The 25,967-nt window shown below is 56.4% G+C and carries 26 protein-coding genes, 2 tRNA genes and 1 other RNA gene; 16 read left to right on the top strand and 13 right to left on the bottom strand.

Features of this window, described 5'->3' with window-relative positions; translation table 11 throughout:
* Positions 1-578 (bottom strand): phage integrase N-terminal SAM-like domain-containing protein (locus ABFB09_RS06255; RefSeq protein ID WP_347000645.1); only part of this gene is annotated, 578 nt, incomplete at its 3' end.
* A 66-nt stretch (positions 579-644) separates the two neighbouring features.
* On the opposite strand from ABFB09_RS06255, the gene ABFB09_RS06260 reads away from it, so the two are divergent.
* From ABFB09_RS06260 to ABFB09_RS06275, 4 genes are all read left to right on the top strand, one after another.
* Positions 645-718, top strand: a tRNA-Val gene (locus ABFB09_RS06260).
* An 83-nt stretch (positions 719-801) separates the two neighbouring features.
* Entirely contained in the window at positions 802-1,083 is a 282-nt protein-coding gene (locus ABFB09_RS06265; protein ID WP_347000646.1) for a type II toxin-antitoxin system RelE/ParE family toxin, read from the top strand.
* Between the two features lie 12 nt (positions 1,084-1,095).
* The gene (locus ABFB09_RS06270; RefSeq protein WP_347000647.1) at positions 1,096-1,398 is read left to right on the top strand and encodes a HigA family addiction module antitoxin; all 303 of its coding nucleotides are present in this window, start codon (positions 1,096-1,098) and stop codon (positions 1,396-1,398) included.
* A 74-nt stretch (positions 1,399-1,472) separates the two neighbouring features.
* Positions 1,473-3,458 carry an ABC-F family ATP-binding cassette domain-containing protein gene (locus ABFB09_RS06275; RefSeq protein ID WP_347000648.1) on the top strand — a complete coding sequence of 662 codons (1,986 nt, stop codon included), beginning with the start codon at positions 1,473-1,475 and terminating at the stop codon, positions 3,456-3,458.
* Positions 3,459-3,525: 67 nt separating this feature from the next.
* Here the strand turns inward: ABFB09_RS06275 and ABFB09_RS06280 are convergent, their stop codons facing one another.
* Complete coding sequence (locus ABFB09_RS06280) at positions 3,526-4,353, bottom strand: glutaminyl-peptide cyclotransferase (RefSeq protein WP_347000649.1); 828 nt, start codon at positions 4,351-4,353, stop codon at positions 3,526-3,528.
* A 166-nt stretch (positions 4,354-4,519) separates the two neighbouring features.
* Between ABFB09_RS06280 and hcp the strand changes: the two genes are divergently transcribed.
* Positions 4,520-6,082: a hydroxylamine reductase gene (gene hcp / locus ABFB09_RS06285; protein ID WP_347000650.1), complete on the top strand. Its 1,563-nt coding sequence runs from the start codon at positions 4,520-4,522 to the stop codon at positions 6,080-6,082.
* 50 nt (positions 6,083-6,132) lie between these two features.
* On the opposite strand, the gene ABFB09_RS06290 is transcribed toward hcp, so the two are convergent.
* Positions 6,133-7,122: a universal stress protein gene (locus tag ABFB09_RS06290; protein WP_347000651.1), complete on the bottom strand. Its 990-nt coding sequence runs from the start codon at positions 7,120-7,122 to the stop codon at positions 6,133-6,135.
* 210 nt (positions 7,123-7,332) lie between these two features.
* Between ABFB09_RS06290 and ABFB09_RS06295 the strand changes: the two genes are divergently transcribed.
* The 6 genes from ABFB09_RS06295 (at position 7,333) to ABFB09_RS06320 (ending at position 10,662) form a co-directional block, all read left to right on the top strand.
* Entirely contained in the window at positions 7,333-7,887 is a 555-nt protein-coding gene (locus ABFB09_RS06295; RefSeq protein ID WP_347000734.1) for a DsbA family protein, read from the top strand.
* A gap of 58 nt (positions 7,888-7,945) precedes the next feature.
* Positions 7,946-8,401: an SsrA-binding protein SmpB gene (gene smpB / locus ABFB09_RS06300; RefSeq protein WP_347000652.1), complete on the top strand. Its 456-nt coding sequence runs from the start codon at positions 7,946-7,948 to the stop codon at positions 8,399-8,401.
* Positions 8,402-8,408: 7 nt separating this feature from the next.
* Positions 8,409-8,761, top strand: a transfer-messenger RNA (tmRNA) gene (ssrA, locus tag ABFB09_RS06305).
* A 189-nt stretch (positions 8,762-8,950) separates the two neighbouring features.
* The gene (locus ABFB09_RS06310) at positions 8,951-9,520 is read left to right on the top strand and encodes a hypothetical protein (protein ID WP_347000653.1); all 570 of its coding nucleotides are present in this window, start codon (positions 8,951-8,953) and stop codon (positions 9,518-9,520) included.
* A gap of 151 nt (positions 9,521-9,671) precedes the next feature.
* The gene (locus ABFB09_RS06315) at positions 9,672-10,148 is read left to right on the top strand and encodes a DinB family protein (protein ID WP_347000654.1); all 477 of its coding nucleotides are present in this window, start codon (positions 9,672-9,674) and stop codon (positions 10,146-10,148) included.
* Between the two features lie 10 nt (positions 10,149-10,158).
* Positions 10,159-10,662 carry an N-acetyltransferase family protein gene (locus ABFB09_RS06320; RefSeq protein ID WP_347000655.1) on the top strand — a complete coding sequence of 168 codons (504 nt, stop codon included), beginning with the start codon at positions 10,159-10,161 and terminating at the stop codon, positions 10,660-10,662.
* 31 nt (positions 10,663-10,693) lie between these two features.
* On the opposite strand, the gene ABFB09_RS06325 is transcribed toward ABFB09_RS06320, so the two are convergent.
* On the bottom strand, positions 10,694-11,155 hold the full coding sequence (locus ABFB09_RS06325) for a hypothetical protein (RefSeq protein ID WP_347000656.1): 462 nt from the start codon (positions 11,153-11,155) through the stop codon (positions 10,694-10,696).
* Between the two features lie 95 nt (positions 11,156-11,250).
* Positions 11,251-12,090 carry a prephenate dehydratase gene (gene pheA, locus ABFB09_RS06330; protein ID WP_347000657.1) on the bottom strand — a complete coding sequence of 280 codons (840 nt, stop codon included), beginning with the start codon at positions 12,088-12,090 and terminating at the stop codon, positions 11,251-11,253.
* A gap of 468 nt (positions 12,091-12,558) precedes the next feature.
* Between pheA and ABFB09_RS06335 the strand changes: the two genes are divergently transcribed.
* From ABFB09_RS06335 to selB, 4 genes are all read left to right on the top strand, one after another.
* Positions 12,559-12,653, top strand: a tRNA-Sec gene (locus ABFB09_RS06335).
* A gap of 200 nt (positions 12,654-12,853) precedes the next feature.
* Positions 12,854-13,900, top strand: a complete 1,047-nt coding sequence (gene selD / locus ABFB09_RS06340) for a selenide, water dikinase SelD (protein WP_347000658.1) — start codon at positions 12,854-12,856, stop codon at positions 13,898-13,900.
* Positions 13,901-13,911: 11 nt separating this feature from the next.
* The gene (gene selA / locus ABFB09_RS06345; RefSeq protein ID WP_347000659.1) at positions 13,912-15,291 is read left to right on the top strand and encodes an L-seryl-tRNA(Sec) selenium transferase; all 1,380 of its coding nucleotides are present in this window, start codon (positions 13,912-13,914) and stop codon (positions 15,289-15,291) included.
* Positions 15,292-15,294: 3 nt separating this feature from the next.
* A complete protein-coding gene (gene selB, locus ABFB09_RS06350; protein WP_347000660.1) occupies positions 15,295-17,175 on the top strand; it encodes a selenocysteine-specific translation elongation factor in 1,881 nt (626 codons plus the stop codon).
* A gap of 81 nt (positions 17,176-17,256) precedes the next feature.
* Here the strand turns inward: selB and ABFB09_RS06355 are convergent, their stop codons facing one another.
* From ABFB09_RS06355 to tatA, 8 genes are all read right to left on the bottom strand, one after another.
* A complete protein-coding gene (locus ABFB09_RS06355; protein WP_347000661.1) occupies positions 17,257-18,288 on the bottom strand; it encodes an FAD:protein FMN transferase in 1,032 nt (343 codons plus the stop codon).
* A gap of 22 nt (positions 18,289-18,310) precedes the next feature.
* Positions 18,311-20,095: an FAD-dependent oxidoreductase gene (locus tag ABFB09_RS06360; RefSeq protein WP_347000662.1), complete on the bottom strand. Its 1,785-nt coding sequence runs from the start codon at positions 20,093-20,095 to the stop codon at positions 18,311-18,313.
* A gap of 20 nt (positions 20,096-20,115) precedes the next feature.
* A complete protein-coding gene (locus ABFB09_RS06365; protein WP_347000663.1) occupies positions 20,116-21,309 on the bottom strand; it encodes a 4Fe-4S binding protein in 1,194 nt (397 codons plus the stop codon).
* A 198-nt stretch (positions 21,310-21,507) separates the two neighbouring features.
* Positions 21,508-22,719: a 4Fe-4S binding protein gene (locus tag ABFB09_RS06370; protein WP_347000664.1), complete on the bottom strand. Its 1,212-nt coding sequence runs from the start codon at positions 22,717-22,719 to the stop codon at positions 21,508-21,510.
* 203 nt (positions 22,720-22,922) lie between these two features.
* Positions 22,923-23,690, bottom strand: a complete 768-nt coding sequence (gene tatC / locus ABFB09_RS06375; protein ID WP_347000665.1) for a twin-arginine translocase subunit TatC — start codon at positions 23,688-23,690, stop codon at positions 22,923-22,925.
* The gene (locus ABFB09_RS06380; RefSeq protein WP_347000666.1) at positions 23,691-23,951 is read right to left on the bottom strand and encodes a twin-arginine translocase TatA/TatE family subunit; all 261 of its coding nucleotides are present in this window, start codon (positions 23,949-23,951) and stop codon (positions 23,691-23,693) included.
* Between the two features lie 41 nt (positions 23,952-23,992).
* Complete coding sequence (locus tag ABFB09_RS06385; RefSeq protein ID WP_347000667.1) at positions 23,993-24,235, bottom strand: twin-arginine translocase TatA/TatE family subunit; 243 nt, start codon at positions 24,233-24,235, stop codon at positions 23,993-23,995.
* Between the two features lie 63 nt (positions 24,236-24,298).
* Positions 24,299-24,553 carry a twin-arginine translocase TatA/TatE family subunit gene (gene tatA, locus ABFB09_RS06390; RefSeq protein ID WP_347000668.1) on the bottom strand — a complete coding sequence of 85 codons (255 nt, stop codon included), beginning with the start codon at positions 24,551-24,553 and terminating at the stop codon, positions 24,299-24,301.
* A 380-nt stretch (positions 24,554-24,933) separates the two neighbouring features.
* Here tatA and recA point away from each other — a divergent pair, with 380 nt between their 5' ends.
* Entirely contained in the window at positions 24,934-25,959 is a 1,026-nt protein-coding gene (gene recA / locus ABFB09_RS06395) for a recombinase RecA (RefSeq protein WP_347000669.1), read from the top strand.
* The last annotated feature ends 8 nt before the right edge of the window (positions 25,960-25,967 follow it).

A 25,967-nucleotide genomic window follows, 5' to 3' on the forward strand; every position in this document is an offset into this window, starting at 1 on the left:
GTTTGGTCAAAGTCTTCATACTTGAGATTGGTCAATTCAGAGATACGCAATCCGCTATCAAGCAACACTGAGAGTATTGCTTTATTCCTGACATCGTACATGGTTTTACCCTCACACGCCTCAAAAAGTCGCTGAATTTCGATTGTGGCAAGTGCTTGTATGACCTTCTTCTCTTGTTTTGGTGGTTTAATGAGGCTGTAGGGGTTGTTTGAGATTAGGTCTTCTCTTTTCAACCAATTGAAGAACGTTTTCATGGAACGATAGTAGATGTGAACCGTTGTAGGGCTTGCCTTGCGCCACGCTGAGGGGTTAGAACTACCCCAACGGTGCTCTTCACTAGCCAGGTACCAGAGGAATTCCCGAATGTTCGTTGTGGTTATGTTTTGAACCTGAGTGGGAAGGTTTTTATGCTCAAAAAACCAAATTAGGTTATCAAGCACCATTCCGTAAATTTCAATGGTTTTGGGGGATTTGTTCTCGCAGCGACAATTAAGTAGATAACCTTTAGCCATGGATTGAAGTGAGTCCATTGCGACGAGATGATTGATAGTTAGGGCGTCTACAGTAGTTTGTACCATGTTGTTTTGACATCGGAATTAGCTGATTTACAATGAATTTACGTTCAGTTATAATGACTCTTTCACGGGCGGTTAGCTCAGCTGGTTAGAGCGCCTGCTTTACACGCAGGATGTCACAGGTTCGAATCCTGTACTGCCCAGTTTCCTCTTTTGCGAACTCCTGCACAATAATCGATATCCCATAACGCTTGACGTTTAACGCAAAGCGTTATATAATTGGCGCGTGATAAAGACTTTCAAAGACGAGGAAACTGAAAAAGTCTTTTATCGGCAGTTCTCTCGTAAGCTGCCGTCCGATATCCAGCAAGTAGCCCTGCGGAAGTTGCGTATGATTCACAACGCTCATGCGATTATGGATTTGAGCATTCCCCCGGCTAACCAACTGGAAAAACTCAAAGGTCAGAGAGCGGGACAATACAGCATTCGCATCAATGATCAATGGCGGATATGTTTCGAGTGGCGAAGCAATACCGCCTACAATGTGGAAATCGCGGATTACCACTAGGAGACACGAAAAATGGATATGAAATTAGCTCCTGTCCATCCGGGAGAAGTATTACTGGAAGAATTTCTCAAACCTATGGGTATCAGCCAGAATCATCTGGCCCTCAAAATAGGGGTGCCTGCCCGCCGCATAAATGAAATCGTCCTGGGTAAGCGCCGCATCACTGCGGATACCGCGCTCAGGTTGGCACGGTATTTCGGCACCACTGCAAAATTCTGGCTGGGGTTGCAGACGGATTATGATTTGGATACCACAGCCGATGAATTAGGTGAGCGTTTGACGCGTGAAGTGGCTTCTTATGCTATCGCCGGATAACCGGCTGAACCATCCAGGTGAAGTCTCATCCATCATCGATAACATTCCAGTTCATCGGAGTACACTGTTGATCCATGCTTAGTCCAAACAACATCTCCAAATCATTCGGCGCACGTACGCTCTTCAGCGGCGTGAGCTTCCACATAGGCGCCCGCGACCGGACGGCGCTCCTTGGCCCGAACGGCGCCGGTAAAACCACTCTGTTCGAGATCATCGCCGGGGACGTCATCCCGGACGGCGGCACCGTCACCCGTCCAAAGGATATCACCATCGGCTACCTGCGCCAGGAAGTGGATAACCATTCCCCTAAACCCCTGCTGGAACATGTCGTCGCTTCCGCGGTGCATATCGCCTCGCTGGAGCACCGCATCAAGGTCCTTCAAGCGGCGATCGGCGAAGACGACGGCGATGTGGATCAGGACGCCCTGCTCCGGGAACTCGGCGAGTTGCAGCACCGGTTCGAGGCCAGCGGCGGTTACGACCTGGAACATGAAGCCGAGGTCATCCTGACCGGCCTGGGATTCAAGGAAAGCGATTTCAAAAAACCGATGTCCAGTTTCAGCGGTGGCTGGATAATGCGGGCGGAGCTGGGCAAAATACTGCTTCAAAACCCCGACCTGCTGCTCCTGGACGAACCGACCAACCACCTTGACCTTGAGACCCAGATCTGGTTCGAGAATTACCTCACCCAGTACCAGGGCGCGGTGCTCCTGACCTCCCATGACCGCGCCTTCCTGAACCGCGTCGTCCGGCGCGTCATCGTGCTGGAGAATGGTGAGGTTTCCGTCTATCCTGGCAACCATGATGCCTACGTGCTGGCGCGTCAGCGCGAGATCGAGGCGCTGGAGGCGGCGGCCAGCCGCCAGGCGGTAAAACTGGAAAAAGAAACCCGCTTCATCGAGCGTTTCCGCTCCAAAGCCACCAAGGCCAGCCAAGTGCAGTCCCGCATCAAGGCATTGGACAAGATCAAGCGCATAGAAGTGCCGCGCCTGGTTAAGAAGATAAAATTCTCCTTCCCGGAGCCGCCGCGTTCCGGTGACGAGGTCATCAATCTGACCCACATTCGCAAAGCCTATGGCGATAATGTGGTTTATAACGACCTGAACCTGTTGCTGCGCCGGGGGGATCGGGCGGCATTGGTGGGACCCAACGGCGCCGGCAAAAGCACTCTTCTCAAGATGCTGGCCGGGGTGTTGCCCTTTGATAAAGGCGAGCGCCGCCTGGGCCACAACGTGGTCACCGCCTACTACGCCCAGCACCAGCTGGAACTTTTGGACCGGCACAATACCATGTTGGAAGAGTTGCGGCGGGCGGCGGTTGCGGAGCCGGAGCAACGGCTCAGGGCCATCCTGGGAGGCTTTCTTTTCAGTGGCGATGACGTCAAAAAGAAGGTGTCGGTGCTCTCCGGCGGTGAAAAGGCCCGCCTGGCCATCGCCAAGATGCTGGCCCAGCCGGCCAACCTGCTGCTCATGGATGAGCCGACCAACCACCTGGACATCGCCTCACGGGAAGTCCTGGCCGACGCGCTGGACGATTATCACGGCACCTTGTGCTTCATCACCCATGACCGCACCTTGATCCGTCAGGTAGCCAACAAGATTATCGAGGTGAAAGACGGCCGGGCTATCGATTACCCCGGCACCTACGACGAATATCTCTACCACCAGGCTTCCGTTACGGCATCAGCGCCGTCCGGAAAAGCAGCCGCCCAAAAAGCGGCGGCGACATTGTCGTCGGTGGACCAGCGCCAGCGCCGCGCCGCCGCCGTTAATCTCAGAAACGAGTCAAACCGGAAGATCAGCCCGCTCAAAAAACGAATAGAACAGATCGAGGCTGCTCTGGCTCGCGACGAGGCCGAACTGGCGGCCATCGAGGTCGAATTCACCAGCCCCGATGCCTACGGCGATTCGCAGGCAGTGGTGGCCCGTATCGACCGCCACAAAACCCTCAAAGACACCATAAAACGCCTGACCGGCGAGTGGGAAAAACTGGCCGCCGAGGAAGAACAACTTCGCGCTGAGTTAGAAAATGCTCTGGCACGGCTCGAATCTGAAACGTAGGATATCCAGTTAAAATCGAACAATATTCCGATTGTAGCGCTCCACCCGGTTTTTCAGCAGCACGGCTCTAAGATACAGGTACGAGTTCGATCTCGAAAAGCAGCGGCCATAGTTTCCCTGTGACGAGCAGCCTGCCGCCCGCTGCATCCCAGGCGATGCCGTTCAGCACATCCACCGCCACACCACCGGCCTGCTCGGGTGTCAGTAGTCCGGTTAGGTCTATCCAGCCGGTAACTTCCCCATCCGCGGGATTGATGATGACGATCTTATTGGTCTGCCAAATGTTGGCAAAGACCCGGCCTTCGATGTACTCCAGTTCGTTGAGCCGGACCACCGGAGTCCCGCCGTCATGGACATTGACCTGGCCGAGCACCGCGAATGTCGCCGGATCGAGGAAATACAGCGTCGCCGTGCCGTCGCTCATGATCAGTCGGCTGCCGTCGTGGGTGAGACCCCAGCCTTCGGTGGTGTAGGCAAAATCGCGCCGCAGGTCAAAGGTATCTTTGTCGTAAACGAAACCGACTTTCGACTGCCAGGTCAGCTGGATAAGGGAATCCTGCCAAAGCGTCAAACCTTCGCCGAAATACTGCGACGATAGAGAGAATGACTGCAACACCTGGCCAGTGGCAGGATCGACTTTGCGCACTGATGAACTGCCGTACAACCCGGTGCTTTCATACAGGAAACCGCCGTCATAGACCAACCCTTGAGTGAATGCGGTGCGGTCATGCGGATAGGTGTTGACGATGCGATAACTGTAATCCCCCTCCGGCGGCGGGGTTGTCTGCGGCGCCTGGGTGGTCTCTGGAGGCGGTTCGCCCTGGCCGCAGGCAACCGGCCCGATCGCGATCATAACGGCGATCAGTAAACCCGCGCCGAGGCGATGCCACATCATCGATGTCTTTATAACCCGCCTCCGTACTCATATCATAACCCCGAGAAGCTTAAAACCGGAAATCGTCAACTTGACCCATATCATACTCAAACTGCCGTCCGCTGTAATATACTGGTTACGTCGCGTTCCAGGTGGACGCGAACATTTTTCAGAGGGAGATTTTCTATTGAGCGAAATGTTTTGTTTCCAGTGTGAACAGGCGGTCGGCGGCAAGGCCTGCACCAAGGTCGGCGCCTGCGGTAAAACCCCGACAACTTCAGCCCGGCAGGATGAACTGACGGCGGCGCTGATCGATCTGGCGCGGGCGGCGGAAGGCAAAACGCCCGGCTCCGATACCGACCGGCTGGTGATGCGGGGGCTTTTCGCCACCGTTACCAACGTCAACTTCGACGATACCCGCCTCGATGAACTTACCGCGGAAGTGCGCGCCGGGACCAGCCGCCTGGGCGGCGTCGAAACGTTCGACGCCTCCACACTATGGCAGGGCGATGCCGATGTGGTTTCATTGCGTTCGACGTTGCTGTTCGGTCTGCGCGGCATGGCCGCCTACGCCTGGCACGCCTTCGTCCTCGGCAAGACCGACGATGCGGTCACCGCCTGGTTCTACAAGGGTTTGCGGGAGATCGCCGCTGAGCATTCCGTCGCCGAGTGGCTGGGACTGCTCATGGAATTCGGCCACATCAACCTCAAGTGCATGGAACTGCTGGACGCCGCCAACACCGGCGCTTACGGCCACCCGGTGCCCACTAAAGTTACCACCGCCGTCGAGTCCGGTCCGTTCATCGTCATGAGCGGCCATGATCTGCTGGACCTCAAGGAACTCCTGGAGCAGACCGAGGGTAAGGGCATCAACATCTACACCCACGGCGAGATGCTGCCGGCCCACGGCTATCCCGGACTGAACAAGTATGCCCACCTCAAAGGCAACTTCGGCACCGCCTGGCAGAACCAGCAGAAGGAGTTTGCCGGCGTCCCCGGCGCCTTCGTCTTCAATACCAACTGCCTGATGCCGCCGAAGAGTTCCTATGCCGACAGGGTCTTCACCTCCGCCGTCGTCGCTTATCCCGGTCTGCGTAACCTGCCCGGTGCCGGTGATCAGATCGACTACGGACCGGCCATCGAAAAAGCATTGGAACTCGGCGGCTACAAGGAGCGGCAGGAGTTCACCGGCATCAACGGCGGCCAGGTACTGACCACCGGCTTCGGCCGGGAGGCGGTCATGAGTGTGGCCGGCGCCGTCATCGAGGCGGTCAAGAGCGGCGCGGTGAAGCACTTCCTGCTGGTCGGCGGTTGCGACGGCGCCCGCCCCGGCCGCAACTACTACACCGAACTGGTCGAGAAATCCCCCGCCGATACGGTGATCCTGACCCTGGCCTGCGGCAAGTACCGCTTCAACGACCTTGACCTGGGTACCGTCGGCGGGCTGCCGCGGCTCCTGGACGTCGGCCAGTGCAACGACGCCTATTCGGCAATCAGGATCGCCCTGGCCCTGGCTGATGCCTTCGAATGCGGCGTCAACGACCTGCCCCTGTCGCTGGTGCTGTCATGGTACGAGCAGAAAGCGGTCTGCATCCTGCTGACGCTGCTCGCCCTGGGTATCAAGAACATCCGCCTTGGGCCGACGCTGCCGGCCTTCGTCTCGCCAAACGTGCTCGGAGTGCTGGTCGAACAGTTCGGCCTGAAGCCCATCTCCACACCGGAAGCCGATCTCGCGGCGATCTTGAGCTAGACTAAAACGAGAGCCCGCTTTAAAAAGCGGGCTCTCGTTTTGCTCGACACTTATTCCAACCCCGCCGGCTGCGGCTTGTCCGGCCGCAGCAGCAGCACCGAGGCTTCCACCGAATGGAGGATGCGGTCGGCTACGCTGCCCATCAGGTAGCGGGAGAGGCCGGTGCGGGCATGGCAGGTCATAACTACCATCGAGGAACCGGTTTCGGCTGCCAGCCGGGAAATCTCTTCATCCGGTTTGCCAATGCGTACCACATGGCTGACCGCCACGCCTCCGGCTTCGAGTTTTCCGCCAGCCTTCTTCAAATACTCTTCCGCCTGTTTAAAATACAACTCGGCCTTATCGCCGGCCTTACACCAGGCGGGATCGGCCACGTGCTCCAGAAAATCCGGACTGGGCTCATCTGTGGTGGCCACCCGGCGCTCCGGCGCCACGTGGATCAGATTCACCTTCATGCCCTGGCCGCACATTTTATCGGCCATTTCTTCAACGACCCGCAAGGCTTTCTCAGCCATCGCCGAGCCATCCAGCGGCACCACGATATTGCGGCATATTTCGCCGCGCTTTTCAGAGACCCGGGATTCGGGCCTCACGATTAACACCGGCAGCCCGCAACCGCGCACGATAGCGTCGGTAACGCTGGCAAGCGCCAGGCGACGTAAGCCGGAATGACCGTGACTGGCCATCAGGATCAGGCTCGTACCCTGGGACGCCGCGGCGCCGACGATATCTCCGGCCGGATGCCCCAGTGTTATCCCCGGCGGCTCCTCACAAACCAGGTCTTCATCCACTTTTTCCCGTACCAGGAGCGGAGTTACCGTAACATCAGGTCCGCCGCTTTCCCGGATGCGCCGTTCCAGCGCCCCGGCACGGCCTTCCAGATAACAGCGGTAAAGGTGTTCATAGCGCACGGCGCCATAATCAAGCACGCCCAGCAGCGTGATCTGCGAGCCCATCCGCCCCGCTATCTCCTCGGCGCAGGGAAGCACTGTTTCAGCGGTCGGTGATCCATCGAGCGGAACCAGTATTTTCCTGAACATGGTTTTCACCCCCTTATCCGGTTGTGATTCTCCCCATATCAATGATAGCACTGTCGTAAAGAACCCGGGATGCGGGAATGGTCACAGGATCATGTCTGCGACTGGAAAATCTCATCAGCCAGGTTTGGCGTTTTGACGGCGAAACCCTATACTGGGTATATGAATATTAAACTGACTGTGTTTTCCGACTATATCTGACCGTTCTGCTATATCGGCAAGGGACTTGTCGACAGTTTGCGTGATGAATTCGACATCGAAGATACCTGGCTCGGCTTTGAGATCCACCCGGAAACGCCGCCGGAAGGGGCTGATGTAAGCGGGAGATACGATCCTGAAGACATTGCCCAAATGAAACTCATGTTGAACCAGCGGGCCGAAGAACTGGGTCTGCCTTACGATCCGGCGCCTATATTGGCCAATTCCGCCCTGGCGCTGGCCGCGGCGGAATACGCCCGCGATAACAATCGTTTCGAGGAATTCCACCGGGAAATGCTGGAAGCGGTCTTCGCCCGGGGACAGAATATCGGACTCCGGGAAGTTATCGCCGACACTGCCCACCGCGCCGGCTTGGACGGCGCCGATATGTTAAAAGCCATCGATGAGAACCGGTATGAGGAGAGGCTGAAGAAATCGCATGACCTCGGGCGACAGCTCAGGGTCACCGGCGTACCGACCTTTATCGTCAACGACAGTTACAAGATCACCGGCGCCCAGCCCCTGGAGACATTTCGGGAGATTTTCCGCAAGGTCGAGAACCGGGAATAGCGTCCGCCGACCTCAACGCACTTACTGAACATAACGCTTCTATGGTATAATATGGCATATGGCTGAGATAAAGGTCGTCGCCACCAACCAGAAGGCGTACCATAACTACTACATCAGCGACCCGCTGGAAGCGGGACTGGTGCTGACCGGCACGGAGATCAAGTCTCTCCGCGGCGGCCGCGTCAATCTGGGAGATGCCTACGTACGGCCGGATAACGGCGAGATGTGGCTCCTGAACGCCCACATCGCCCGGTACGACCCGGGCTCTTACATGAGCCACGAGCCGACCCGCCGCCGCAAGCTTCTCATCCATAAAAAGCAGATGCGCATGATGCTCTCCCGCATCAAGGAGCAGGGCCTGACCCTGGTGCCGACCAAGATCTACATCAAGGGCAATATCGCCAAGGTGGAAATCGCCGTGGGCAAGGGTAAGAAGCTCTACGACAAGCGGGAGGTCATCCAAAAGCGCGAGTCTGACCGCGAGCTCGGCCGGGTCCTTAAGAGCCGGCTCTAAATAACCTGGGGACGCGTGGTTTCGACAGTGGAGGTTAGTTACGGAATTGCAGGTTGAGCTTGTCGCTAAGCTCATTAATCCTGGCGGCAAAAAACAACTGGCGAACGTGAACTCGTTCTCGCTGGCTAAATAACGCTAGCGCATCCGCCGCGCCTTACCCTGACGGGCGCGAATCGGGTGCCGACAGCCGGGGTGCCGCTGACCTGATGCCGATATGGGAAGCGAAAGAAAAATCGGCTTGCCCGGCGATATTCCGCCGGTTGAAGCTCAAAGGGCAAGAACAAAGATCCGGCTAAACCTGTAGCATATTTCGGGCAGTCTTCTCTGGACGGGGAGTTCGACTCTCCCCCGTCTCCACCAGAAATCGATCGAGCCGCCGGGCGAAAAACCCGGCGGCTCGTTTATTAGTTGGACAACAGCACTTTAGCTGGTTCTCAATCAATCCCCGGGTGATGATAATTAAAATTTGTATTGAATAATCGTTCAAGTAATGATACTATATGCGGGCATAACAATTACCCTGGAAATTGACATTATGTGGGGGGATGGATGATCACCAGGCAGGGGGAAATACTTCTTAAGCCGGAGCGGGATGTCGCCGCGGGCGCCCAGCGCATTGAAGTCTCGGTCTTCACCATAAACGCCCGGTTCAACGGGTATATCCTGTGCAAGCCTCACCAGCGCCTCCTCGACGTTCTCAATTCGGGTTCAAGCCTGAACACCACATTGAACCGTGACTTCCTGGAGATCAGGGATGTCGATATTTTCGATAACCGTTCCAGCGAGCCTTCCCGGCACCTGGATATCGGTTACGCCCGCCGGAGCAATATCATTTTCATCGGTGAGAAGCAGTGCATCGACAGTTGCCGGAAGGAACTGACCCACCCGATGCGGGAGAAGAAACCCATACGCGCCGAGATTAAAATGCCCGGAGTCATCCTCAAAGGAGCCATGTACGCCGAAACTTGGCAGGATTTGCCCGGCGCTCTTCATCGGGATGAGATATTCCTGCCCCTGACCGATGTGGAGTTGGATCTAAACACGGGAGACGGTGAGAATCGCTTTGATTTCGGCGCGGTCAACCGGGACCATATCATCTTCGTCGGCGCAGATCTTTAACTGACGCCTTTCTTTCCACTCGGCAACCGGACAACGACGAGAGGTGACTACCAATCAGCCGCTGGCATTCAGCCAGCGGCTCGTTTATTATTAAGCGGTAATCGGACCGGACCCCGTCGCTCACCAATAGATCGGAGAGAGAGGACCGTAAATGGATTCAGAAACGAGAAAACTAGTCCTGGATTCCTTTGGCGCCGCGTCTCAGCAACTGCAAGCGGTTCTGGACGCCACTGACCCGGCAAAGTGGCACATGACTCCGGCGCCGAACGAATGGAGCATCCGCCAGATTATTTTTCATATTGCGGACAGTGAAGCCAACTACTATCTTCGTCTCCGCAAGGCGATAGCCGAACCGGGCGGCGTGGTCGTAGCCTATGATCAAAACCTGTGGGATAATTCCCTGGCCTACGAGGATCGCAGCACCGATGAGGCTTTGGCACTGTTTCGACTGCTGAGAGCTTCGAGTTATCGGTTGCTGGCTCAACTGCCTGAAAAAACCTGGTCCAATCCGGTGCAGCATTCCGAGCGGGGCAGGTTGACCCTTGAAGACCTCCTCCTTGGAAGCGTAAGCCATATTGCCGAGCATATTCAACAGATAGAGTCTAATACCAAATCTTCGAGTCGATAGGACGCCCTTCATGAATCGGGAAATCCTGTTAAGACCGGCTGAAGAGGCTGACCTGGAGACCATCAACAGCCTCTATAACCACTACGTCCAGCTCTCTACCTGCACTTACCAGGAGGAACCTGAGACGATAGCGGCCCGGCAACGGTGGTTCGAGGATCACCAGCCGGAAGTGCACCCGATCATCGTCGCGATCTTGGACGGCAGGGTCGTGGGGTGGGGTTCGCTCTCACCTTATCATGCCCGCTGCGCCTATCGCCATACGGTGGAAATTTCCATCTACGTTCATCATGAGTTGCACCGGCAGGGAATAGGCTCGACCATCCTGAATGATCTTATCGCCCGTGCCCAGCGGATTGGATACCATGTGATCATTGCCGCTATCGACGGTGATCAGAAACAAAGCATCGCCCTGCATCGAAGGTTTGGCTTCGCCGAGGCCGGTCATTTCCAGCAGGTCGGCTTTAAGTTCGGGCGATGGTTGGATGTGATCTATATGGAACTGATTCTCTCTTGAAAAACAATAGACCAATTAGGTTATTTCGGGCTTAAACTCCAAGAAACACCAGCGGGATCGCTACCGCTAAAACTCCCATGATCAATACGATGTTTTTATACAACCCATATCTTGACCGGTATCCCTGGACAATGGCCGGGTCATAATATTTGTCGAGGCCTTCCTCCTGGTACATTTTAACAAGACCTTCAGTCAGCTTGACGCGCCGCTCGACACCTTTCGACAGAGCCTGATAAACCAAATAATCAAACACAATTGTGACTCCGAGCAATATCGAAAAAGCTGCGAACAGGCTGAAGTTGAACTCGGTGAACGTAGTAAAGGAACCATCGTTTCGGTAATCGTAGTTCGTCGACCAGGCCCCGGCGGCAAATGCGATATTAGCAAGAAGAAAGACAATGTTCAAAATAATTGCGACGACAACCGTCGTTTTATCTGTTTTCGTAGTCTGTTCGAGTTCGGCAGAGATTTCACCATGAAGTCGATCTTTCATAATTCCTCCTGAATTTCACAAATTTTGATGATCCGTCCGCAAATGAGGATCCCATCGGCAGACGAGAAAAAACCTAAAACTTACGCCCCGTCAGCCTACTCCTCGTCCACCTTATCATCCCTTTTATATGTACCCAGCACCTTGACCATACTGGTGACCTTCTCCAGTTCCTTCATCGCCCGCTGTGTCGCCGGGACGTTCAAGCCCTTTTCAAAGTCGAGGTAAAAATAATAGTCCCAGGCGCGCCCGGTGACAATGGGACGGCTTTCGATTTTGGACAGGTTGATATCCTCGTCATTGAAGCATTTCAAGGCCTGATACAGCGCACCGGGGATGTTCTTGCCCCGGATGACCAGGGAGGTCTTATCAGCGGCTAGATCATACGGAGTGTCGGGCCGGGCGATGATCAGGAAGCGGGTGTAATTCCGTTTTTCCGTCTCAATGTCCTTGGCCAGTATCTTCAAACCGTAGATCTCCGCCGCCAGCGCCGATCCGATGGCCGCGGCGGTATGCATGTCGTCCTCTTTGATGAGCCGGACGGCGGCGGCGGTGTCGTCGGTCTCGATGCGCCGCATCTTCGGATGCTTCTCCAGGAATTCCTCGGACTGGTTCATGGCCATGGGGTGGGTATAGACGTCGGTGATATTATCGATCTTGGTATTTGGCAGGGCGATGAGGTTCAGCACGATTCGCAGGTATTCCTCACCAACGATGCGTGTATCGTATTTAAGCAGATGATCATAGTTCTCCAGGAACGAGCCGTAATTGGAGTTCTCGATAGCCACCACGCCGTAATCCGAGACTCCCTTGTGCACGTCCTCGAAGACCTGTTTGAAAGTCTCGCTTTCGATGATCTCCGAATCGCCGGGAAATTTCTTCCGAGCAACGATATCATGAAAGGACCCTCGAGAACCCTGGATTGAGATCTTATACATGGACCAGCCTCCCTGGAAGTATTCAAATAGTCGAGATTTGTTTTAATGATAGCTGTAAACCGGCCCAATGGCAACAGTTTTTCTCCTCGCCACAATTCGCGTCTCTCCCTTTCGCAAAAGGGAGATTATGAGGGATTTTCACCGGGTCCAGCCCGCTGGCGTTAATCACCGGCCGCCCCCGAATTTTATTTTGAAAATCCCCCAAAACCCGCCAAACTCCTATTGACAGCCCACGAGTGGCGTCGTGGTAAGATATGCTCTCCTCGATAATTATTTAGCCTTACCCTTAACATGGGTTCTAATATGTCAATCGCAACTGACAGCTGAAAAAAGGGTTCGTTTCTGCACTTTGGGAAACGAATAGAATTATTTTTCACCGAAACATCTACGTATCACTCATATTTCTAACAAAAAGACGCGGAAAACTGGAGCCAATCGCAATCTCTTATGCTATAATACCCCTCTAGTGGAGGCGGATAGGCTCTGGTGGGCCTCGCGGTCTTCAAAACCGTAGGCGGCGGCGCAAACCGTCGCGGGGGGTTCGATTCCCTCCCCCTCCGCCACTTTTAAAAATTCAAAATCCGAATGCCTGTCCCCCCGGCGGCGGGGATCGAAATTCGAGCCAAAAATGCGAATGACCGAAACATGAAAGCCTGAATAATTTTTTGGACATTCGAAATTTTTTAATTTTTTCGGATTTCGGATTTCGTGCTTCGGATTTCCCGGCAATCCGCAGGTTGCCGGGCGGAAGGTGGTGAGCCGCATGACAGAAAAACGCCTGACCGAATACTCCGCGTACTCCGGCTGAGCAGCCAAGATAGGTCCGGGTGACCTGGCTAAAGCGCTCTGCGGCTTGCCCGTCAAAGCTTACCCTGAGGTATTGGTCGGTCTGGAAAAGGCCGATGACGCCGGGGTCTACCAGCTCACGCCCGAAATCGCCCTGGTGCAAACGATCGACGTCATAACCCCGGTTATCGACGACCCCTTCGCCTTCGGCCAGGTAGCCGCAGCCAATTCCCTTTCCGATGTTTATGCCATGGGCGGGCGCCCGGTAACGGCCATGAGCTTCGTGGGTTTTCCCATGGGCGAGATCGACGTGGAAGTGCTGCGACTGATGCTGGCAGGGGCTTTGAACAAGCTTGACGAAGCCGGTTGCGCCCTGGTGGGCGGCCACTCCGTCAAGGATGTCGAGATCAAGTTCGGCCTGTCGGTCACCGGTATCATTCACCCCGATAAGGTGCTGACCAAGGGCGGCGCCCGGGTGGGGGACCGGCTGATACTGACCAAGCCCCTGGGCACCGGCATTTTGAACACCGCCCTCAAGGCCGACCTGCTGGAACCGGCGGCGGTGCAGATGGTCATCGGCCAGATGACGGCCCTGAACAAGGCCGCCGCCGAAGTCATGACCGAACTTGGCGCTCACGCCGCCACCGACATCACCGGCTTCGGGCTGATAGGCCACGCCGCCGAGATGGCTGGGCTGGGCGAGGTCAGCTTCAAGATGAGTTTTAAAGCGATACCGCTGATGGATGGGGCGCGGCAATGGGCGGAGGCGGGGCTGGTACCCGGCGGCGCCTATTCCAACCGCGGGTACCGCGAGGATATACTGGATATGGACCTGCCGCTGGTCGAGGACTGGATGCTGGATGTCATCTTCGACCCGCAGACCTCGGGCGGCCTGCTCATCGCTGCTCCGGAGAATGTCGCCAACGAGATGGTCGAGCGCATCCGGCAGCGCGGTTTTCCGGCGGCCGCCGTCATCGGCGAGGTGCTGGCTGAACCGGCCGGGCGTATAATCATCACCGAATAAAGGCGGTAAAAATGGCTAACGAGACGCAGAACGAACTCCGTAAACTGCCCGCCGTGGAGAAAGTGCTCTCCGACCCGGCGCTAACGGCAGCCATCGAACGTTTCTCTCACCCGGTCGTCACCGAGGCGGTCCGGGCGGTTGTCGAAGAACTCCGCCAGGGTGTCGCCGCCGGGGGCACGGTGCCGGCCTTCGAAGGCATCATCGATACTGTGAAAACCCGCCTGGCCGAAGATTGGCCGGGCTTCCTCCAGCCGGTCATCAACGCCACCGGCATCATCCTGCACACCAATCTCGGCCGGTCGCCGCTTTCGGCGGAAGTGGTTTCGACGCTGGCGGGCATACTGGGCGGCTATTACGCCCTGGAACTGGACCTCAACACCGGCGAGCGCGGCGTGCGTGCCCGGGAGATGGAAAAGCTGCTGCGGCTGGTCACCGGCGCCGAGAGCGCCCTCGTAGTCAACAATAACGCCGCCGCAGTGCTGCTGGTGTTGTCCGCGCTGGCTCACGGACGGGAAGTCATCGTCTCACGCTCTGAACTGGTGCAGATCGGCGGCGGTTTCCGGGTGCCGGAGGTCATGGCCCAGTCCGGCGCCATCATGCGAGAAGTGGGCACCACTAACCAGACCTTCGCCCGCGATTTCGAACAGGCGGTGAACGACAACACGGCCATGATCATGGCCGTCCACCGCTCCAACTTCGCCCTGCGCGGCTTCACCCACGACGCCTCACTGGCCGAACTCAGGGAAGTAACCAATAACTTCGGCCTGCCGCTGGTTTACGACCTGGGCAGCGGGGCTTTGACCGATACCGCCGCTTACGGTATGTGCCACGAGCCGACGGTGGGGGAGGCTCTGGAGGCCGGCGCCGACATCGTCTGCGTCTCCGGCGACAAGCTGCTGGGCGGGCCGCAGTGCGGCATCATCCTGGGTAAGAAGGTCTGGCTCGACCAGCTCCGGAAACACCCGCTGCTGCGGGCTGTGCGGGTGGACAAGTACGCCGCTATCGCCCTGTCGGCCACTCTTTTACATTATCTCAAGAGCGATACCGCCGGACTGCCGGTTTATGCCATGATGCAAACCTCTGTCGAGAGCCTCGAAGAGCGGGGCAAGGCCATGGCGGCGCGGCTAGCCGCATCCGGCATCGAAGCCGAGGTCATCGACGGAGAAAGCCTGGCTGGCGGCGGCTCGCTGCCTGATGAAACGCTGCCGACGAAACTGGTCGCCATGAACGTTAAAGGACATATCGAAGATTTCTGCCGCCGCCTGCGGCTGGGAACGCCGCCGGTGCTGGGCCGAGTAAACGAGGGGCGCTTCGTCATTGACCTCAGGACGGTATTCCCGGCGCAGGACGGCAACCTGGCGATGGCTGTCATTGCGGCTTTGAGGTCCTAACCCATGATCACCCTCGGCACTGCCGGCCATATCGACCACGGTAAATCGAGCGTGGTCAAGGCTCTCACTTCGATCGACCCCGACCGTCTGCCCGAAGAAAAAGAGCGCGGCATGACCATCGACCTCGGCTTCGCCTGGTTCGCTCTGCCGAACGGCGAAAAAGTGGGACTGGTGGACGTACCTGGGCATCAACACTTCGTTCGCAACGTCATCCCCGGCCTGACCGGCATCGACGCCGTCATGCTGATCATTGCCGTCGACGACGGCTGGATGCCCCAGACCGAGGAGCACCTTCAGATCATCGACCTTTTGGGTATTTCGAAGGGTATCATCGTCCTCAACAAGATCGACCTGGTGGAGGCCGACTGGCGGGAAATGGTCAAGGCCGATATCGCCGAACACCTGACCGGAACGGCCCTGGCCGACGCCCCAATTATCGACGTCAGCGCTAAGAGCGGCCTGGGCATCGATGACCTTAAAACGGCCATCGGCAGGCTGGTGGCCGGCGCTGGGCAGACCGATACCGGCAAACCGCGACTGCCCATCGACCGCGTCTTCACCATCAAGGGCGCCGGCACGGTCATCACCGGCACGCTACATCACGGCACGCTCTCCGTCGGTGACGAGGTGACCATCCTGCCCGGAGGCGCCCGGGCGCAGGTCCGCGGCATAGAAAGCTATAAAGAACACCTTGCCCGGGCGCGTCCCGGTTCCCGGGTGGCTTTGAACCTGCCCGGGGTCAAGAAAGAAGACCTGGAACGCGGCGATGTCATCGTTACCCGAGGCGCGGAGACGCCGCTGTCCCGTTACCTGGACGCCGAACTGCGCCTCCTGCCGGCGTTGAAACAACCGCTTAAAACCGGCACCGAACTGACGCTGTTCTTTGAGACGACCGAGTTGCCGGCGCGGGTAATCGCTCTGTCCGGCCGGGAAATTGCCCCGGAGGAGGGTCCGGCGCTGGTGCAGTTCCGGCTTCCCGGCGAAGTGGCCGCCTTTATCGGCGAGCGTTTCATCGTGCGCCGCGCTGCCACGGAGACCATCGGCGGCGGGAAAATCCTCGACCCGGCAGCGGAACGCTACCAGCTCAAAAACGCCGCGCGTCAGATCGAGCGCCTGGAAAAACGGAGGGATCTGACTCTGGAAAGCCTGATCGCCACCGAGCTCGATAAGACAGGGTTTTCGGCCAGGCGAGGCTTTTTACAGGCCAGCCCCTTCGGCACGGCGGCTATAACTAAAAAAATCGAGACCATGTCCAAAAGTGGCGCCCTGGTCATCACCGGCGAATGGCTGATCGATGCCGGTTTCTGGCTAGAACGGACTAAATCGCTTCTTGATCAACTTGCGGCGGAACACAAGGCGCAGCCGCTGAAAAAAGGCGTCCCGCAAGCTGAAGCCGCGGCCAAATTAAAACTACCCTCTGAATTATTCACAGCCCTGATCGAGGAATTCATCCGGAACAAGAAAATCACCCGCACCGAGGATATCCTGGCCTTGTCTTCCCACAAGCCCCAGCTCTCCGGCGGCCAGGCGGAACTGGAAAGCAGGATTATCGCCGCCGTCATGAAAAATCCAGCAGCTCCACCAACCCGGTCAGAGCTGCTGCAATCGGTGCCGGGCGCCACGAACGTCCTGCGCTATATGCTGGAACAGGGTAAGCTGGTAGAGCTGCCTGAAGGTATCGTCCTGACCGCGGCACAGTACCGCGAGATCCGGCAAAAGGTCATCGATATCCTTAAGAGCCAGGGGCAGATCGCCATCCAGGATGTGAGCGCCGCCACCGGCTTTTCCCGCAAGTACAGCATCCCCTTCCTCACCCGTTTGGACCAGGAAGGTATCACCCGCCGGCAGGAGAACGTCCGGGTACCGGCCCGAAACCTGGATTGATGTGTCCGGGATCGGAATTTAACCACGTCGCTCGATAGCCGAGCCGATATATAAAGATTTCGTTTGATCGGCTGTTTGCGGTTATCCTTGGCTGATCGCGGTTGCGTAGAATCCGCTGGTAGCGTGGCTCTGCATTCCTTTATCGATGAGCATCGCTTCAATACCGGGCAACTTTTCAAAAAGGGCAATGGCATCAGTCACTCCCAGCACCATGGCAGCCGTAGCCATCGCATCAGCATAAGCCGTATCCGGGGCGATGACCGTAGCCGAAGCCACCTCCCGCGGGGAATGTCCCAGGCGGGGATCGATGATATGGTGCCACGAATAATCCGCAGTGAAGGCGTTTTCGTAATCGCCGGAAGTAGCAATGCAATCATTGGACGTCTGCAACACTTCATAGTAGCCGGCCAGCGCCCGCGGGTGGGTCAGGCCGATCTTCCAAGGCTGGCCGTCCTGCCGCATGCCGCGAAGTGACATGTCGCCACCGGCTTCCACCAGGACCTGGGTAAGTCCGCGCGCCTTAAGCAGCGCCGCTGCCTGGTCGATGACATACCCCTTGGCGATGCCGTCGAGCGTCAGTCCCATGCCGGGTGCCGGGAGGCTGATAGTACGGCCGTTTACCCCGATGTGGCGGTAATCGACCAGTTCCCTGGCGGTATCGATCGCCCGTTCGGAGGGCGGCTGGCCGCCGTCGGCGAAGGAGTCTCCGTAAAGCGTCAGCAGCGGCAGCACGCTAACATCAAAAGCACCGCCGGTTAGCTCGGAAAAGGCGATGGCTTTCTGCACTACGCCAGCCAGTTCCGGTGAAGCGTTGGCGATGAACCCGGTCCTGTTCAATATGGATAATTCACTGGCCGGGTCGTGGCGGGACAGCACCGCTGAGAGGCGCTCTATTTCCGCAAAAGCATCTTCAATCGCTGCTTTTGCCCGGTCCGTTTCGGTATCGATGAGCTTAATGGTGATGAAGGTGCCGAGAAGTGCCCGCGTCTCGGCGACTTCCTGAACCCCACCGGACTCGATGAGTTCTTTGACTCCCAGTCCTCCGAGGGCCAATACCCCGGCGCCGATAGCGCTGAGGCGCACAAAATCACGGCGGTTCATTTTGTTGGTCATATCATTTTCCCTTTTTTCACGATTACAGTTCGCCCAGCTTTGACAGCAGGACCGCCGCGATCAGCACTACCCCCACGGCTACGAGGGCGGTCAGTACCGTGGCGTAGCGCTTGCCGCCGGCATCTTTGATCTCGGCCGCTTTTTTGGCTGTTTCATATCCCGCGCCCGGTGTGATGGCGTTCCAATAACAAGTCTCGATGCAGCGGCCGCAGAACACGCAGACGCCGGTATCGAGCCGGTAGTCCTTCAACTCGTAGGTCAGATCGCATTTCAGACAGCGCCCGGCGTCGGCCACGGCCGCGGTGGCCGGCAGCGTCTGCTCGGAAGCCGCCAGGCTGCCGTCGTCCGCCCGGATCTGTTTGACCGGGACGGCGGGCGGGAATTTGCTCCGGAACTCCCGGATCGGCGTAAGCGCCCTGGCTGATTCCGGCGGTGCCAATCGCTGGTCTAAATCGCCACTCCCGCCAAAGTATCTGTCCATGGCGGCGGCAACCCAGCGGGCAGCGGCAATGGACTCGACCACTGAGCGCTGCTCGTTGACCGCATCGCCGGCAGCGAAAACGCTGGGACCGACTTCCATGGGACCTACCGGCGCACCATCGGCTCCCAGGGCCGAAACGACGTAGTCAGCGGTAAAAACTTCTTCGGCAGCGGGCAACGGATCGTAATCCAGTTCACCTTCCGCATCATAACCCAGAGCACGTATCTTACGTGCCCCCACCCCCAAGACCCGACCTTCCCCGGCGATCACCCGGTAGAATAGCGATGAAGAGTGGGTGATGACGCCTTCAGCCAGGGCTTCGTCGATCTCCCACGGATCGGCTTCGGCGCCGCCGGTATGTTCCTGGCCGAAAATATGGACCTCGCCGGCACCGCTGTGTACCGCGGCAAGTGCCGCTTTGAAAGCCACGGAACCGCCGCCGAGTACAGCGACCCGTTTGCCGGTTTCGATCTTCCATCCGGTCTCGATGTTCTTAATGAATGATTCTCCGTCGATGACCCCTTCGCTCCGGGCACCGGGGATCGGCAGCTTGAGCGATTTACCCCAGCCCTTTACACCAATAGCCAAAGCTATGCCATCAAAACCTTCACCCAAGAGAGCCGCGACCGATTCGACTGTCGAGTTGGTTCTGATCTCGACGCCCAGGCTTTCGATGATGTTGATCTCAGCAGTTACCACATCCTTGGGCAACTGGTAGTACGGTATGCTGGACAGCATCTTGCCGCCTTTGTCCGGCAAGGCTTCGAAAACGGTGACCTGGTGACCGAGCAGCGTCAGGTAATAGGCGATGGAAAGTCCGGCCGGTCCGGACCCAATGACCGCCGCTCTCTTACCGGTAGGCGGAGCAATTTGAAGCTGCTGCCGCCATAGGCCCGAGTCGTTGGCCGCGGCAAATCGCTTGAGTGCCCGCAGAAGGAGCGACCCCTCGTACTTGCCCCGCTGGCATTCGGACTCACAGGGGCGCCGGCAGACATGCCCCAGCACCAGGGGGAACGGCACCCGCTCACGCATCACCGCTGCGGCTTCGGCAAATTTCCCTTCGGCGATGAAGCGGACGTAACGGGAAGCGTCGAGACCCGCAGGGCAGGCTTGTGAGCAGGGGGCGGCTCGCATCCTTTTGGTCAGTTCCATGGTTCGGTCAAGGGTGATGGCGTCGACCGGGCAAATGCGGCTGCAACGCCCGCAGGCTGTACATTTAGCTTCCGACCAGTTGAATTCCTCATGACGGCCGAAACTGTGCGTCCGGCGTCCGACCCGGGCTTCCGGAACTATCACGGCGGCGGTTTTGGTATCTATCTTGGCCATTGATTCTCCTTCGCGGCAGCCTAACGTGCCGTCAACCGTCCGAATATGCCGGCAAACCAGGCCCTTATTTTAAGTATTACGTCCATGGTGGCGCCCACCGGACAGAGATAATGGCACCAGAAATCATGAATGAACATTGCTATTCCCAGCATTGCGACAACCAATAACCACTGAACAAGATTACCCTCGAGACTGAACAGGGTATTCCATGGTTCAAACACAGAGAGCTGCGGCTGGCGGAAAACGAGCACCAGTATCACCACCGCCCACAGGATAACGTACCGAGTGTTGCGTAGCGCCAGTTGTCGCCGGGTCACCGGACGAACTTTACCGCCAGCGATAAAATAAGCACCTTCCTGGAGAGCGCAGAACGGGCATATCCAGAAACACCAGAAGTTTTTGGCAAAGATCAGTGCCAGCCCGATGATACCGAAAACCAGGATATAGAGATACAGGTTGGTTACCGGTGAGGGTGCGTAGCCGATAGGGAATACGACAAAGTTAATCAGAGACAGCATACCCTTGAGTGCGATACCGAAGATGATAAGACCGAACCAAAGCATTGCGTTACGTGGCCACCGCATCTTTCTAAGTCCTGGTATTATTCTCAAAGCCACCACTAAACTGAGACCGATGAGGAGGAGATACTCCGGCGGTCCGAGCTTGATCTGTTCTTTTTGGCCGACGAATGGTTGACCCAGATGTTCGGCCAACAACAAACGGCCATCATACACACCCTGGGCAATCCCGCGGGCTGAACGGGTAGCTCCGGCGACGCTATCGATATCTTCACCAAGAGTAAAGGGATCGGTAAATGTCCGGCCGATATACTGGCTGAAATAATCGTTATCGAAGATACGCGCGTACCAACTAGGTGTCTCCTGATCTTCTGGCACAAGTATGTTTAAAATAGTTCCATCGTTATCCCACGCTGCCGTCACCAGCATCGGGCCTCCGTAACCCTGACCTTGGCCGGCAGTGATATAGCCGATCTGGGAACCATTGGCTAAGGCGGAAAATAGATACTGATTATCGGCAGGCCGGCTTGAGATAAGCTCAAAAGAGCTTGCCTCCGGCATTGTCTCTGGCAGATAGGTTTCAACATCCGTTGAGAGAGTTAGTTCACCGAACAACCATGCACCGAGGAAACTAAAAATCACACCGGCGACGAGGAGTTTTTTCCCATGGAGTGTCCAGAAATCGTTCCGCGCCAACTCAAACCCTCTCTTTTATGCCCCGGATAACCCCGCCATGTCCGAGGAAAATACCACTGTAATCTGCCATTACAATACTGGTTAAGAAGGATAGCACTGGCCTCCTCCGGAGTCAAACCCGCCTCTACCCCAGCACGACCGCCACTTTATTGAAAATAACGTAGAGCGCTATCACGAACCCCGTACCGGCTAATAGTGCTACGAAGATGTTCGCGGTGCGTCGTGGCTTGCCGCGGATTTGTTGTTTTTGTGCCATAGTTCGATAACCCCCCGGCGGACTCTTAAAATGATATCCATGACCGCGCCGATCGGACAGAGATAATGACACCAAAAGTCATAGATAAAGATAGCGGCACCTAGGGCGAAAATCATCAACACCCATTGATCGGCGGTACCTTTCAAACTAAAGAGCACGTTCCATGGTTCAAAAACCGATACCGACGGATTCTTCAGTGCCAGGACCAGGAACAGAGCGATGAACAAGAGCAGATAACGCGCGTTCCGCAGAAATTTGAACCACTTGACGTCGGGCTGGATTCTTACACGGAATATGGAATGTATCAATTCCTGAACTGCTACATATGGACAAAGCCAGAAACAATAAAAATTCTTGCCCAGTACGACCGCCAGACCTAATATACCGAAGACAATGATGTATATCATGATGAACGTTTCCACAGGAGGTGCGTAACCCACCAGCCATGCGGCGATGTTGGTCAGACTCAGGGGTACTGAAAGCCAGATACCGAAAACCACCAGGCTGTAGGCAAGCATGGTACCCCGCGCCCATGTGAGTCGCCTGAACAGGGGTATGGTCCGCAGTAACACAACCGATAAGATGCCCGCGATAACGGCGATCTCCGGCGTCCCGAACTGGATGGGGTCACCCGGTCCTGTGAAAGGTTGACCCAGGTGACTGGCCAAAACGCCGCGACCGGCACGCACCCCTACCGCGACGCCGTTGGAGGAGACAGTTGAGCCAGTGGCGGCGTCGATATCTTCGTTCAGCCGTAACGGTTCGATGAAACCGCGCCCGTTGTACTGTTGAAAAAAGCCTCGCTGTTCCAACGCGCGCCACCAGGGAATATCCTCGTGGTGTTCCGGAACCGTGACGCCGGTAATGACGCCGTCCAGGGTCCAGTTGACCAGCACCGTCATCGGCCCACCGTAACCGGGTCCCTCTGCGGCGGTGACATAACTCAGATCCTGTCCATCGGCGTCCCTTGCCACGAACAAGACTGTGCCACCGCTGGAGCGCAAGGCATTAAAAGTTACGGCGCCGGGTACGCTGTCCGGTAAAAAAGGTTCGAAGCCGGATAAACCGTGACTGAACTGCCCATAAATGGCGGCGCCCAGCAGCGCCACCACCGCCAGAGCGAAGACTGCCCTGGAGACATGACGTTTGAACAAGCTACCGGTTGGCACCATCGTCTCGTTCGAGTAATTTTAGTATTGAGGGAAGTCCCTCGAATCCGTCTGTCATGCTCATCAGTAATTAGTAAGGTGTAAATTATTTACCGGTTACCAGTAGTAGCAAAAAACCCGACTTTCCGTCGGGTAATGGCTGGGGGAAAACCGCCGCTATTATATGCCTACACCCAGGAGGTTACAAATCAGGCAGCCGTAGCCGGTTTTCGCCGACCGATGATACGGGTGAGCCAGATGGAAATTTCGTACAAAACGATTAACGGAGCAGCGATCAATGTCTGGGTGATGGGGTCCAGGGTTGGCGTTATGAAAGCGGAGAGGACGAACGCCAAAACAAACCATATCTTGCGCTTCGAAGCCAGCCATTTTGAACTTACAATGCCGACCACCGACAGGGTACCTAAAATGATCGGCATTTCAAAGGCTAGCCCAATAGCAACTAAGAGCCTTAGTACCAGATCGATATATGTGCTGATGCGGGGTGCTACCGTAACAATATCACTGCCAAATTCAAAGAGAAAGAACATAGTGACCGGCAGCGCCAAAAAATAAGCGAATGCGACGCCGGCAAGAAATAGACTGACGATAAATGGGAAAGTGGTAAAAATTATCTTTTTTTCTTTAGGAGTGAAGGCTGGCGACAGGAAAGCAAAAAATTGGTATAGCACCCAAGGCATGGCTATGATAAAACCGGCAGTCAGGGCGACCCGGAAATAGACGCTGATATATTCGAGAACGTCGATTGACTGAACGTTATCGGCAAGTTCACCTGCAGGCTCCAGCAACATGAGGACAAGCTGGTCGCCGAAGAACATGGCGATAACCGTACCTGCCACTATACCGCCGATGGAGCGGAAAAAGCGCTGTCGCATCTCGGTGAAATGTTGGGTGATGGGCAGACGCTTTTCTTGGTCGGTCATATTATCGGTATGGCCCTTCTTAATTTCAGGCAATTATTTTTTATCGCTGCCGCTCAGGAATTTATCGAGGCTAGGGCTTGAGGAGGTACTTGGAGCCTTACCGGTGGACTTGGTCGGGGAGCTGTCGATTGCCTTTGTAAACTCCTTAGTCATCTCAGTGGTGATCTTGCGAAAACTACGTACGAACTCACCGGCTTTTTTGGCGAACTCGGGTATCCTGTTAGGCCCGAAAACAAGTGTGGCGATGACGAGGATCGTAATGATCTCGAATGTGCCCATGCCAAAAAAATTCATCTAGCCACCTATGCCTTATCGCTCAAGAATGATCCGGCGCCTTAGCCGGTCTTCGTGCCTTCTTTACTATCCCGAGCCCTGCGGTTGACCTCTTTGGCGGCAATGCCGTCTTCCAGTTTGGTCACCACCTTGGTTTTTTCGGTTTTGTCTTCGCCGCCGACCGCGCTCCGCAACTGGCGGACGCCTTTGCCCAGAGTTCTGCCCACCGCCGGGACGAAGGCCGCCCCGGTGATCAGCAATATAATAACAATGATCAGTATAATTTCAAAAGGTCCGAATCGCATGGCGATCCCCCTCCGGGAGTGTGTCCCCCGTAATGGCTGAGGCGCTCCAGCGCCTTTCCGGTATTATGCCTTATCGGCGGTTTCGGTCTTGGGTTTTTCCTCGGTTTCCGGTTTGACGGCTACGATCTCGGTCTTAGCTTCGACCGGCTCTTCCTTCTTCTCTTCCTTAACTTCTTCCTCATCCTCACCGGATGAAGCCTTTTGGAAGGACTTCAGGCCTTTGCCCAGGGCTTCGCCGACCTGCGGTAACTTGCCGACACCAAAGATTAGAAGAACGATCACCAGGATTATGACTAACTCCATTGGTCCTAAGCGCATTTGATACCTCCTGAATTTCGGTGCAGGTAATTTCCACTAACTTAATAGATGTTACTACGCCGTGCTCGGATTTGTCAATCCTCACTAGACATAATATTGTTAAAATGCATCATAAATTAGCAAACTCTTACTTTGTTTGCTAATTTCAATTTTCCGACATCGTCCACGCCGTCGACAAACCCATTCTAACGGTCATAGGAATCTAAACACATTGAGTGTCCGCCGCTGCTGGTGCAATCTCCAACCTCCCACTCACGGCAGGATCGATAGACCTTGGAGCGACCAGAAAATAACCTGCCATTCACCTGCTATACCAGAACACTTGTGTAAATAGCCGGGCATATGGTATCATAACCGCGGATAATTAAGGAACGGTGAACATGAATACAGAGAAAACTACTGAAAAACAAAAATCATTGGAAATCGCCCTCGGCATGATCGAGAAACAGTTCGGCAAGGGCGCCATCATGAAACTCTCTGACGCCGCCTCGACCGTCGCCGTCGAGGTCATTCCCACGGGCTCGCTGGCTCTGGACCTCGCCCTGGGTGTGGGCGGCTTGCCCCGCGGCCGCGTCACCGAGATCTACGGCCCGGAAGGCTCCGGCAAGACAACGCTGGCTCAACACGTCATCGCCGAGTGCCAGAAACGCGGCGGCAAAGCCTTCTATATCGACGTGGAGCACGCCTTCGACCCAAAGTATGCCAAGACCTGCGGCATCAACCTCGATGAGCTTTATATCGCCCAGCCCAACGCCGGCGAGGAAGCCCTGGACATCTGTGAAAAACTGGTTCGCAGCGGTGGCGCCGACTTGGTCGTAGTAGACAGCGTGGCCGCCCTGGTGCCCAAAGCAGAACTCGAAGGCGACATGGGAGACTCACATGTCGGTCTCCAGGCCCGTCTGATGAGCCAGGCCTTGCGCAAACTCACCGCTGCCATCGGCAATACCGGCACCGCCGTCATCTTCATCAACCAGCTCCGGGAGAAAGTCGGCGTCATGTTCGGCAACCCGGAGGTCACTCCCGGTGGCCGCGCGCTCAAGTTCTATTCCTCTGTGCGCCTGGACCTGCGGCGGGTGGAGACATTGAAATCCGGCACCGTCGCCATCGGCAGCCATGTTAAAGCGCGAGTAGTTAAGAACAAGGTCGCCCCACCCTTCCGCGTCGCCGAATTCGATATTTTGTTCGATTCCGGTATCTCCCGTGAGGGCAACCTCATCGACCTGGGCGTGGAGGCCGGCGTCATCAAAAAATCCGGTTCCTTTTTCTCTTATGGCGACCTGCGCCTGGGACAGGGACGGGAAGCAGCCCGGACGTTCCTCGTTGAGCGAGAGGATATCGCCGACGCCATCGAAGCCGATATCCGTGGCGCCTCAGGATCCGTCCAGAGCGCCGTCGAATCTGATTGATTATGGTC

This window comes from Dehalogenimonas sp. THU2, assembly GCF_039749495.1.
GTDB lineage: Bacteria > Chloroflexota > Dehalococcoidia > Dehalococcoidales > Dehalococcoidaceae > Dehalogenimonas.

Bases quoted from the DNA above. Each gene is read 5' to 3' on its own strand.
- ABFB09_RS06270 (WP_347000647.1), top strand. From the start codon at position 1,096: ATGGATATGAAATTAGCTCCTGTCCATCCGGGAGAAGTATTACTGGAA.
- ABFB09_RS06275 (WP_347000648.1), top strand. From the start codon at position 1,473: ATGCTTAGTCCAAACAACATCTCCAAATCATTCGGCGCACGTACGCTC.
- ABFB09_RS06280 (WP_347000649.1), bottom strand. From the start codon at position 4,353: ATGATGTGGCATCGCCTCGGCGCGGGTTTACTGATCGCCGTTATGATC.
- ABFB09_RS06290 (WP_347000651.1), bottom strand. From the start codon at position 7,122: ATGTTCAGGAAAATACTGGTTCCGCTCGATGGATCACCGACCGCTGAA.
- smpB (WP_347000652.1), top strand. From the start codon at position 7,946: ATGGCTGAGATAAAGGTCGTCGCCACCAACCAGAAGGCGTACCATAAC.
- ABFB09_RS06310 (WP_347000653.1), top strand. From the start codon at position 8,951: ATGATCACCAGGCAGGGGGAAATACTTCTTAAGCCGGAGCGGGATGTC.
- ABFB09_RS06315 (WP_347000654.1), top strand. From the start codon at position 9,672: ATGGATTCAGAAACGAGAAAACTAGTCCTGGATTCCTTTGGCGCCGCG.
- ABFB09_RS06320 (WP_347000655.1), top strand. From the start codon at position 10,159: ATGAATCGGGAAATCCTGTTAAGACCGGCTGAAGAGGCTGACCTGGAG.
- ABFB09_RS06325 (WP_347000656.1), bottom strand. From the start codon at position 11,155: ATGAAAGATCGACTTCATGGTGAAATCTCTGCCGAACTCGAACAGACT.
- pheA (WP_347000657.1), bottom strand. From the start codon at position 12,090: ATGTATAAGATCTCAATCCAGGGTTCTCGAGGGTCCTTTCATGATATC.
- selA (WP_347000659.1), top strand. From the start codon at position 13,912: ATGGCTAACGAGACGCAGAACGAACTCCGTAAACTGCCCGCCGTGGAG.
- selB (WP_347000660.1), top strand. From the start codon at position 15,295: ATGATCACCCTCGGCACTGCCGGCCATATCGACCACGGTAAATCGAGC.
- ABFB09_RS06355 (WP_347000661.1), bottom strand. From the start codon at position 18,288: ATGACCAACAAAATGAACCGCCGTGATTTTGTGCGCCTCAGCGCTATC.
- ABFB09_RS06360 (WP_347000662.1), bottom strand. From the start codon at position 20,095: ATGGCCAAGATAGATACCAAAACCGCCGCCGTGATAGTTCCGGAAGCC.
- ABFB09_RS06380 (WP_347000666.1), bottom strand. From the start codon at position 23,951: ATGAATTTTTTTGGCATGGGCACATTCGAGATCATTACGATCCTCGTC.
- ABFB09_RS06385 (WP_347000667.1), bottom strand. From the start codon at position 24,235: ATGCGATTCGGACCTTTTGAAATTATACTGATCATTGTTATTATATTG.
- tatA (WP_347000668.1), bottom strand. From the start codon at position 24,553: ATGCGCTTAGGACCAATGGAGTTAGTCATAATCCTGGTGATCGTTCTT.
- recA (WP_347000669.1), top strand. From the start codon at position 24,934: ATGAATACAGAGAAAACTACTGAAAAACAAAAATCATTGGAAATCGCC.